A 9,148-nucleotide genomic window follows, 5' to 3' on the forward strand; every position below is an offset into this window, starting at 1 on the left:
TCCACCAAGGCGAGGTCAAGTGCGCCCCATACACGGGTAATTCCCCGTCCTGTGTGTTGTGTATCGATCGGATAAAGGCCCTCGCGCCTGAGGTGTGATGCGCGTAGACAGTCCCTGACCTGGTGCATCACCCATCGGAACCAGATCCGGAGATTTCATGCGGAAGTCCCTTAGAGCGGCCGCCCTCGGCGCCGCCTGTGTCGTCGCCGGTGCCGCCCTGTACGGCGGTGGCGTCGCCACCGCCGGCCAGTCGACGGCCAACTCGACGCACGAGCCGTACAACATCGGCCTGTTGACGAAGGACATCGACACCTACTATGGCACCACGCTCGACAGCAGCGGCGTGTACCAGGCCTCGGCGACCAGCCCGTACGCCAAGGACCTGGCGCGCATCGACGCGTCGGCGAAGAAGTACATCGACGAGGCCGTCCACAAGCACCACAAGGGCGCCAAGCCGGCGGTCGTCTTCGACATCGACGACACGCTGCTGCTCAGCCTCGACTACGAGAAGAAGAACAACTACGGCTACAGCTCGGCCACTTGGGCCGCGTACGTCGCCCAGGCCAACCGCCCGGAGGTCTTCGGCACCCCCGAGCTGGTCAAGTACGCCGCGTCCAAGGGCGTCACGGTCTTCTACAACTCGGGTCTGAAGGAGTCGCAGCGCACCTACGCGGTCGACAACCTGAAGAAGGTCGGCGCCGACGTCAACCTCGACGCCGACCACATGTTCCTGAAGGACGCGGACAACCCGCCGTCGTACTTGAGCAGTTGTGCGACCGCCGGCACCTGGACCTGCACCACCGTGCAGTACAAGTCCGGTACCAGGAAGCACATCGAGGACCTCGGGTACAACATCATCGCCAACTTCGGCGACCAGTACTCGGACCTCGACGGGGGCTACGCCGACAAGACGTACAAGATCCCCAACCCGACCTACTTCGTCAGCTAGTTTGTACGGGTCGTCCGTACGGGGCTGACCGACCCGAGGGTGGGCACCACCGGCTGAATCGTCCCGTCCGCCGCGAACCGCAGGCGGTCGATGGTGGTCTCCCGGTGCGTGCCGTCCCCACCAGGCTTTCCCGGCCCGTTCAGGGCGAACCGGTGATAGACGATGTACCAGTCGTCGGTCCCCGGGACGTTCACCACGGAGTGGTGGCCGGTGCCGAGGATGCCGTACTCGGGGTTCTTGGACAGAATCGTGCCCCGCTCGGTCCACGGGCCGAGCGGGGACGGTCCCGTCGCGTAGGCCACGTGGTAGTTCTCGCTGCGGGTGTCGTCCTCGGACCACATGAAGTAGTACGTGCCCTTGCGCTTCACCACGAAGGACCCCTCACGGAAGTCACCCGCCGTGATGTCCTTCACCTTCGTCGCGTCGTACGACGTCATGTCGTCGTTCAACGGCACCACGTACGCGTGCCCGTTGCCCCAGTAGAGATACGACTGCCCGTCGTCGTCCGTGAAGACGGCCGGGTCGATCATCTGGCCGCTCAGTGAACCCCCCTTCGCCACAAGGGGTTTGCCGAGGGCGTCCTTGAAGGGGCCGGCGGGGGAGTCCGCCACCGCGACCCCGATCTGCTGCTCCGCGCAGAAGTAGAAGTAGTACTTCCCGTCGCGTTCCGCGATCGCCGGCGCCCACGCGTTCTTGTCGGCCCAGGTGACATCGGGCCCCAGGTCGAGGATCACTCCATGGTCCCGCCAGTGGACCAAGTCCCTTGAGGAGTACGCCTTGAAGCTCGTCCCGCCCCAGTTCGCGTAGCCGTCGCTCGTCGGGTAGATCCAGTACTGCCCGTCGAGGTAGTGCACGTCCGGGTCAGCGGTCAGCCCCGGCAGCACGGGACTTCGCGTCGGCACCGCCTCCACCGTCCAGGTACGGCTCGTCCCGTCCGCCGCCGTGACCGTGTACGACTGCGGCTCGCGGAAGTCCCGTCGCGTACCGGAGGGCGGACTGACCTTCGCGCCCGCGCCGATCGCGAGGCTCGGCGCCAAGTGCCGTGGATCCGCGCCGGGTTGCATCGGCAGCACGACCTTCGACGCGGCCTCCGTGACAACCGCGTACCCCTCCTGTCCATTCACGGTCGCGTCCACGACCGACGTCGGTGTCGCCGGATACGCGGCCAGCAGCCGGTCGTACTCCGCCTGCGTCACCGGAAGTACCGTGCCGTGCCGGGGACTTGCGGGGAGCTGGTAGTCCGTGGAGGGGGTCCACCTGCCGGAGCCGAGGTCGGTGGTCTCGAAGGGGACGTAGCCGCGCAGCCCGTACTCGTCGACGAACAGATACCACTTCTTCTCGGTGTTGGACTTGAACACCGTCGGGCCCTCGCCGCGCTCGATCGCACCGCTGCCGATGCACTCCGAGACGAAGTCGTACGACGTGGAGGTCAGCGAGGCCGACTTCTCGCCGGTGATGAACTTCGAGCAGGGGGAGCTGGAGGACGGGTCGCGTTCGTCCTTGGTGTAGCGGTAGTAAGTGTCCTTGTACTTCACGACAGTTGAGTCGATGACGGAGTAACCGGGGTCGTCCCAGACCTTCGGGTCGCTGAAGGTGCGGAAGTCCTTCGTCGTCGCGTACATCATGCGGTTGTACGTCGAACCGGTGTGGCCGGGGTCGTCGTCGGCGTACAGCTTCGACGCCCAGAAGACGACGTACTCACCGAGCGAGTCGTCCCAATAGGCCTCCGGCGCCCAGGTGTTGCCCGCGTTGTCCGGGGCGACCTTCACCAGCCGCTGGTCGGTCCAGTGGACCAGGTCGGTCGACTCCCAGATCATCACCGACTTGCTGCCGTGCCGCTGGACGTCGTCCCAACTCCCGCTGCTGTTCCGGTACATGCGGAGGTCGGTGGCGATGAGATAGAACTTGTCGCCCTTCGGGGAGCGGATCACGAACGGATCGCGCAGCCCCTTCTCGCCGATCGTCGACGTCAGGACGGGCATGCCCTGGTTCAACTCCCGCCAGTGCAACGGGTCGTTGCCGCGGCTGAGGGCGTAGCGGATCTGCTCGCCGTCGGCGGTGCCCTCGCCCGTGAAGTAGGCGAAGAGATAGCCGGCGTACTTGGGGTGGGTCACGGGCGGTGCTCCTGAGTGCGCGGTACTGGGCGGGGCGGCGAGCAGAGCGAGAAGAAGGGTGGCCAGGGCCAGGAAGGGGAGCAGGAGGGTGCGGGCAGTGCGGGGGCGCATGGCACATCCTGTGGGGGTGTGGGGGATTCTGTTGAGTGGCTGTGCCTTCGGAGTGTCATCAGTGGGGTGCGGTGCGTCAATCGGTGCGGGTGGGGCGAGGCGGAGCGAAACTTTCGCTTCTCCTCCCGTGTCTTTTCCCGTGCGCGCGGCAACCCTTTCCGGCACGGCGGCGACCAGGAACCAGAAACGGGCCGGGGCGGCCCCTCCGGCCCGTTTCGTCCTCGTCATCCAGGAAAGGAACAAACGCCGTGCGTACGAGCACCGGACGCCACCGCAGGACCCGCACCCTCTCGATCGCCGCCGCGGTGGCCGTCGCCGCGGGGGCGGGCGGCGTCTACCTCGGCCTCAACAGCGGTGGCGCGCAAGCCGCTTCGTCGACGGTCACCGTGTCCACCACCGCCCAACTGGAGTCGGCCGTCGCCAACGCCACGGCGGGGACAGTCATCCAGGTCCGCGCCGGCACCTACACCCCCGCCGCGACCCTCAAGTCCACGGCGAACGGCACCAGTTCGGCCCGCATCACGCTGAAGGCGTACGGCACCGAGAAGGTGAAGATCGACGGCTCCAAGCTCCCCGCGGGTCAGTGGCTGGCCGGCATCTACGGCGACTACTGGACCGTCCAGAACCTCACCTTCCAGAGTTCCCCGGCACAGGGATTCGTAGCCACGTCCTCCACCGGCGGCATCTTCAAGAACCTGGTGACCGCGAACAACGGCGACTCCGGCTTCACCCTGCGCGGCGACGGCACCACCGACAACCTCGTGCAGAACCTGGACAGTTACGGCAACTACGACGCCGCCGGACACGGCCAGAACGCCGACGGCATCGCCATCAAGTTCGGCTCCGGCACCGGCAACAAGGTCACCGGCGCCCGCCTCTACAACAACTCCGACGACGGCCTCGACCTCTGGCAGTTCTCCTCGCCGATCACCATCGAGCACTCCTGGGCCTACGGCAACGGCAAGAACCGCTGGAACGACTCCGCCTTCGAGGGCAACGGCAACGGCTTCAAGCTCGGCGGCGGAGGCGCCTCGGTCGCGCACGTCGTCAACGACAACGCGGCCTGGGACAACACCCTCAACGGCTTCACCGAGAACTCCAACACCGGCGCGATCATCCTCAACCGCAACACCGCCTACGCCAACACCGAGGCCGGCTTCTTCTTCGCCACCAGCAAGTCCCGCCTCGCCCGCAACCTCGCCGTCGGCAACAAGGGGGGTTCGGACACACTGGGTTCGCGTGCGGTCTCCGCGGCGAACAACTGGGACAGCGGGGTGGCGACTCCGTCGTTCAAGTCGACGGACGCGACCGCGGCGTACGGGGCGCGGTCGTCTAGCGGGACGTTGCCGTCGACGACGTTTCTGACGACGGGGTCTACGACGATCGGCGCGACGATGAACTGACTGATGTCCGGCCACCCGATCCCCGGCCGTATGCGATCCCTTCTCGGCGACTTCTACCGGGACTTGATCACTCTTGCGCCGGACGCGTCCATCGCCCGAGAGTGGGGAGACCGCTACCGATCCGAATGGAGCCGAGCCTGATGGGCGACCTGGACGTCCGTCGCTACGGCCGTGAGGACCTGCCGGAGATCCGGCAAACGATCATCGACATTCACGCGGATGCCAAGGGCGAGCGGCCGGACGAGTTCCGCAAGAAGTTCCCCTGGTTCGTCGACCAGTGGGGCTCACGCGAGGGCTACTCCTGCGTGATCGCGTGGGACGGGGACACGGCCGCCGGGTTCGCGTATGGCGCTCCGGCGGTTGAGGGGCGGGAGTGGTGGCGCGATTACGTCGAGCCGGCGCCCGAGAAGACCTTGACCTTCGCCTACTCCGAACTGGCCATCCGCCAGGCATACCGGAAGCAGGGCATTGCCGATCTGCTGTCCCGGGCCTTGCTGGAGGAGAGGCCGGAGGACTTGGGTGTCCTCCTTGTGGACGTCGAACACCCCCGCGTCCAGGCGCTGCGGTGATGCTGGCCGAACTGCCGCTGGCGTAGGCCCAGAACGCATGGAACCGTCCTCTTTAGACCGGTGTCCAGGTTCAGTTGAGCTTTGACGGATGTGTGTCGCTTGATGCTTTCCGGTTCCTAGCCCGTTGTGCGGGGCACCGTCCGCAGGCGGTGTCCGTCGTGGCCAAAGACGTGCAGGGTGGTGTCGGTGACCTCGACGCTGACCACGGTGCGGGCTTGGACCATGCCGACCTGGACCTGCTGGCCGCAGACAGCAGACCGAGGACGGAACCGTCAAGCATCAAGTGACGTCAACGCTCGGCCCGCTGGAAGAAGATCTGGTCCACCAGTCCTCTGGAGCGGCTGAACCGGGAGGTCGAACGACGGGCCGACGTCGTCCAGGTCTTCCCCACCCTGCCGCCCTCGACCGGCTGGCCGCCGCGGTCCTGGCCGAACTCCACGACGAGTGGCAGGTCTTCGACCGCCGCGACCTCTCCGAAGCCTCCATAGCCCCCATGGCCGAACTCCTCACGACGCAACCGGCCGTGGACGATCGCCAGTTTCCGCCACAGCAGAACCCCAATCAGCTCGACCAGTGACTACACCACTCGGCTGGACACCGTCGAAAGAACGATTGAGGCGGCAACCTTTCCCCTCTGAGTGGCCACTTAGGCGTGTACCGACGAGGGCGAGCCTTGGTCAGCGGCGCTACGCCCTCTGTGTTAAGACCCTGATCGGAGCATTACGTGTCACCAGACAATCCGAGACCCGCCGAACAGCCGATGTCTCCGGGACGCACGCCCCGCCGTAGCCGGATGCGCCGGCGTCTGGTCGGGGGAGCGGTGGCGGTGCTCGCCGCCTCGGTCGGCGTCGGCGCCCTGGCGCCCAGCGCGGGCGCCGCGCCGACCGTCCGCATCCGTGTGGATGCCGGTACCTCCCTGGGCACGGTGCCCAGCAGTGGTGTCGGCCTCAACACGGGCTTCGGCGACGAGCACATGGGGGACGCCAAGGTGACATCGCTGATGAAGGCGGCGGGAGTTCGGCAGCTGCGCTACCCCGGCGGCTCCGGCGCGGACGACTACCACTGGAAGACCCACACCTCCGGCGACGGCAAGGGCTGGATCCCCTCCAACACCGACTTCGACCACTTCATGGCCACCGCGAAGAAGGTCGGCGCCCGGCCGATCCTGACCGCGAACTACGGTTCCGGCACCCCCCAGGAGGCCGCCGACTGGGTCAAGTACTCCAACGTCGACAAGGGTTACGGCGTGAAGTACTGGGAGATCGGCAACGAGGTCTACGGCAACGGGCACTACGGCAACGGCAAGGGCTGGGAAATCGACAATCACGCCGACAAGAGCCCGAGGGAGTACGGGAAGAACCTGGTCGCCTACTCGAAGGCGATGAAGGCCGTGGACCCGACGGTGAAGATCGGAGCGGTGCTCACCACCCCCGGCGGCTGGCCGGACAAGGAGAAGGCTCCCGGTGACACCGCCGACTGGAACAACACGGTGCTCTCCGTCGCGGCGAAGTCGATCGACTTCGTCATCGTCCACTGGTATCCGGGCGGCACCACCACGGCCGACCTGCTGAACACCCCCTCCCGGATCGCCGGTACCACGTCCGAGCTGCGCTCGCTGATCGCCAAGTACGCGGGCTCGCGCGCCGCTTCGGTGGAGATCGCGGTCACCGAGACCGACGGCGTCGGCTCGCCCGCCTTGACCAGCCAGGCCGCGGCCCTGTTCGCGCCGGACACCTACATGACCTGGTTCGAGCAGGGTGCCACCCACGTGGACTGGTGGAACCTGCACAACGGCACGGACCAAGCACCCACCACCGTCAACGGCCAGACCGACTACCAGGACGGGGGCATTCTCTCCGCCGGCACCTGCGCCGGGGGGAAGTGCCAACCGCCGCGCGACACAACCTTCCCCACCTACTGGGGCATCCGCTCGCTGACCGCGCTGGCGAAGCCTGGCGACACCATCGTCAAGTCGTCCTCGGGCAACTCGTCGGTCACTGTGCACGCGGTGCGGAACAGCACCGGCGGTCTGAACGTCATGCTGACCAACAAGAGCCCGCAGAACGCGGCGCAGGTGTCGCTCTCGTACGCCGGATTCACCCCGGCCGCAGGGGCGGTCACGACCGTTTCGTACGCCAAGGGAGGCACCGCCCTGACGACGGCGAAGCGGGGCACGGCGGTCGCACAGACGCTGCCGCCGTACTCGATCACGACTCTTCAGATGAAGCCCGCGTCGGGGACTGCCATAGCTGACAAGCCGACGCCCGCCGCCACACCGACCGCCCCCACGCCGGTTGTCTCCTCCTCCGGCACGATCGGCACCCGTGCGCAGGGAGGGATCGGCGCACCCGTCGGCCAGGCGACCCCGAGCAGCCCGTCTGGCGACCTGGCTTCCACCGGGGCGAGCGGCGCTGTTGTCACGTACAGCGCCTTCGGTGGCCTGCTGGTCATCGCCGCCGGCGGCCTGCTGGTGCTTCGCGGACGTCGCCGCAGGGGTCTGCACGGGAAGTGAGACCGCGTGAGTGACTGACGGCCCGGCAGCGACGCCACCCACCCGTGGCGTACGCGCCGGGCCGTCGGCCTCCGCGCCGGCGTCGGCGGTCAGAAAACAAACAAACGGCAGATCGGCTCCGGGCGCCGGCCGCGCCGATCCTCGACGTCACCTCGGCCTCTCGACCCCGTTCAGGGTGGCCGGACTCCATAGCCGCGAGCATCCGGGAGTAGTCCTTAGGCGAAGGCGCTTGAGTCTCCAGTAGGGGGAGACCTGAAGGTGGGTGCATGGACGGCGACACGCTCTACCCGATCGGTGAACTCGCTCGGCGGACCGGGCTCACGGTGAAGACCGTTCGGTTCTACTCCGATCGCGGGATCGTGGCGCCGACGGACCGCAGCCCGGCCGGCTATCGCCTGTACGGCATCGACGCTGTCGCACGCCTGGACCTCGTAAGGACGCTGCGCGAGCTGGGACTTGACCTCTCCACGATCCGCAAGGTCGTGAACCGGGAGCTCTCGCTGCCCGAGGTCGCCGCGTCGCACGCCGAAGCGCTGGCCGTGCAGATCCGCGTCCTGCGACTGCGGCACGCGGTGCTGACGGCGGTGGCCGAGCGCGGGTCCACACCTGAGGAGACGGAACTCATGCACCGGCTGGCCCAGCTCTCCGAGGAAGAGCGCCGACGTCTGATCGGCGATTTCCTCGACGCCGTATTCGGCGGGCTCGCCGATGCCGTCCCCGCATTCGCCGGGGTCATGCGCTCGATGACCCCCGAACTGCCCGACAACCCGGAGCCTGAACAGGTCCAGGCGTGGGTGGAGTTGGCCGAACTGTCCCTGGACCCCGACTTCCGCGCCTTCGTACGGCGGATGGCCGAGGATCTGGCGGCCGATCAGGTCCGGGGCGGTACGACGGGCCCGCGTCGCGACATCGCCGCAGCCGTCCGTGACCAGGTCGGGCCGGCCCTGACCGCCGGCATCGACCCGGCCTCGCCTCGGGCCGATCCGTTCGTCGCGGTGTTCACCGCGCACTACGCGCAGCTCCTCGGCCGTCCCGACGGCGTCGAGCTCCGCCACCGGCTCGCGACTCGGCTGGAGAGCGTCAACGACCCCCGCAGGGAGCGATATCTCCAACTGCTCGCGGTGGTCAACGGTTGGACGGCTCCGGAGAGCCTGGCTCCCGTCTTCGGCTGGTCCGTCCAGGCTCTGCGTGTCCGGACACCGGGGCGTACGAGTCCCTGAGATCCAAGGGACGACGCCCCCGCCGGTCGTCACCGGCGGGGGCGTCGCTCTGCTGACCGAGGGGGGCTCAGGCCAGCAGGTCAATGCAGTCGAACGACGTGCCCGGGCTGAGGAAGCCGGAGCCCGTCGAACCACTGACGGCGTTGATCTTCAGGACGTTGTACTGCGTCGCGTCCGAACTCCACGCACTGGAAGGGACGTTGAAAACGAACGTGTGGTTGTTTCCGCGGTAGGAACCCGTGGTGAGATCTCGCGTCGAGGGTTGGGTGG

General features: G+C 67.4%; 7 protein-coding genes and 2 pseudogenes. 7 read left to right on the plus strand and 2 right to left on the minus strand.

The features are described from left to right. Positions 1-157 precede the first annotated feature (157 nt). On the plus strand, positions 158-949 hold the full coding sequence (locus AC31A1_RS15295) for an HAD family acid phosphatase (protein WP_489653837.1): 792 nt from the start codon (positions 158-160) through the stop codon (positions 947-949). Here AC31A1_RS15295 and AC31A1_RS15300 read toward each other — a convergent pair. Then, complete coding sequence (locus AC31A1_RS15300; RefSeq protein ID WP_489653838.1) at positions 946-3,174, minus strand: glycoside hydrolase family 43 protein; 2,229 nt, start codon at positions 3,172-3,174, stop codon at positions 946-948. The genes AC31A1_RS15295 and AC31A1_RS15300 overlap by 4 nt on opposite strands. A 248-nt stretch (positions 3,175-3,422) precedes the next feature. On the opposite strand from AC31A1_RS15300, the gene AC31A1_RS15305 reads away from it, so the two are divergent. From AC31A1_RS15305 to AC31A1_RS15330, 6 genes and pseudogenes are all read left to right on the plus strand, one after another. Beyond that, positions 3,423-4,577, plus strand: coding sequence for a right-handed parallel beta-helix repeat-containing protein (locus AC31A1_RS15305; RefSeq protein ID WP_489653839.1), 1,155 nt, complete (start codon positions 3,423-3,425; stop codon positions 4,575-4,577). Next, positions 4,578-4,718, plus strand: a pseudogene (locus AC31A1_RS15310) (XRE family transcriptional regulator); the annotation flags it as partial. Next, a complete protein-coding gene (locus tag AC31A1_RS15315) occupies positions 4,718-5,146 on the plus strand; it encodes a GNAT family N-acetyltransferase (RefSeq protein WP_489653840.1) in 429 nt (142 codons plus the stop codon). The pseudogene AC31A1_RS15310 and the gene AC31A1_RS15315, both read left to right, overlap by 1 nt. A 305-nt stretch (positions 5,147-5,451) precedes the next feature. Continuing rightward, positions 5,452-5,723: pseudogene (locus AC31A1_RS15320) on the plus strand (transposase); the annotation flags it as partial. Positions 5,724-5,939: 216 nt separating this feature from the next. Further along, positions 5,940-7,658 (plus strand): glycoside hydrolase, encoded by a 1,719-nt coding sequence (locus AC31A1_RS15325; protein ID WP_489653841.1) that lies wholly within the window; start codon positions 5,940-5,942, stop codon positions 7,656-7,658. 266 nt (positions 7,659-7,924) lie between these two features. Next, positions 7,925-8,878, plus strand: coding sequence for a MerR family transcriptional regulator (locus tag AC31A1_RS15330; RefSeq protein ID WP_489653842.1), 954 nt, complete (start codon positions 7,925-7,927; stop codon positions 8,876-8,878). Positions 8,879-8,945: 67 nt separating this feature from the next. On the opposite strand, the gene AC31A1_RS15335 is transcribed toward AC31A1_RS15330, so the two are convergent. Further along, a partial coding sequence (locus AC31A1_RS15335; RefSeq protein WP_489653843.1) for a polysaccharide lyase family protein occupies positions 8,946-9,148 on the minus strand: 203 nt, incomplete at its 5' end.

The sequence above is a fragment of the Streptomyces sp. P5F9 genome, from assembly GCF_057961495.1.

Coding starts and splice junctions, on each gene's coding strand:
- AC31A1_RS15330 (WP_489653842.1), top strand. CDS start 7,925: ATGGACGGCGACACGCTCTACCCGATCGGTGAACTCGCTCGGCGGACC.
- AC31A1_RS15295 (WP_489653837.1), top strand. CDS start 158: ATGCGGAAGTCCCTTAGAGCGGCCGCCCTCGGCGCCGCCTGTGTCGTC.
- AC31A1_RS15300 (WP_489653838.1), bottom strand. CDS start 3,174: ATGCGCCCCCGCACTGCCCGCACCCTCCTGCTCCCCTTCCTGGCCCTG.
- AC31A1_RS15315 (WP_489653840.1), top strand. CDS start 4,718: ATGGGCGACCTGGACGTCCGTCGCTACGGCCGTGAGGACCTGCCGGAG.
- AC31A1_RS15325 (WP_489653841.1), top strand. CDS start 5,940: ATGCGCCGGCGTCTGGTCGGGGGAGCGGTGGCGGTGCTCGCCGCCTCG.